This window comes from Kitasatospora sp. MBT66, from assembly GCF_000710405.2.
Taxonomy (GTDB): Bacteria; Actinomycetota; Actinomycetes; order Streptomycetales; family Streptomycetaceae; genus Kitasatospora; species Kitasatospora purpeofusca.
In genome coordinates, this window is the sequence record NZ_JAIY01000008.1 from 19,090 (window position 1) to 19,513 (window position 424).

Below are 424 nucleotides of genomic sequence, written 5' to 3' on the forward strand. Positions count from 1 at the left end.
GCAGCCCCGGCACCAGGCCCGCCAGCGCGGGCAGCACGCACACCGCCAGCCGCCAGCCGCCCGCCCCCGGCTCCGGGAGCAGCGCGAACAGCGGGAACTCCGGCACCGGGCCCAGCGTCGTCCGCACCGGCGACACCACAGTCCCCGCGCCGACCGCGAACCCCGGCCCGAGCGCGTACGCCGCACCCCACAGCACCGTGTTCGGCAGCAGTACCAGGGTCAGCAGCAACACTCCCGCCACCGCCGCCGGTCCGCCCGCGAACACCGCCGACCCGGCGCCCCCGCCCACCGCGGCGAGCACCGCCGCCACCGCGACCACCAGCCCGCCGGCAGCCAGCAGCCCCGCCCCGGCCGCCAGCGCGGCCACCCGGACCACCGGCGCGCCGCCGGTCGGCCGAACCCGCTCCGGCAACCCGGCCAGAGC

Annotated in this window: 1 protein-coding gene; it reads right to left on the reverse strand. The window is 80.7% G+C overall.

Going from position 1 to position 424, the window contains the following annotated elements; genetic code table 11:
• Positions 1-412 (reverse strand): DUF6350 family protein (locus BI06_RS51015; protein WP_233290251.1); only part of this gene is annotated, 412 nt, incomplete at its 3' end.
• Between the last annotated feature and the right edge of the window lie 12 nt (positions 413-424).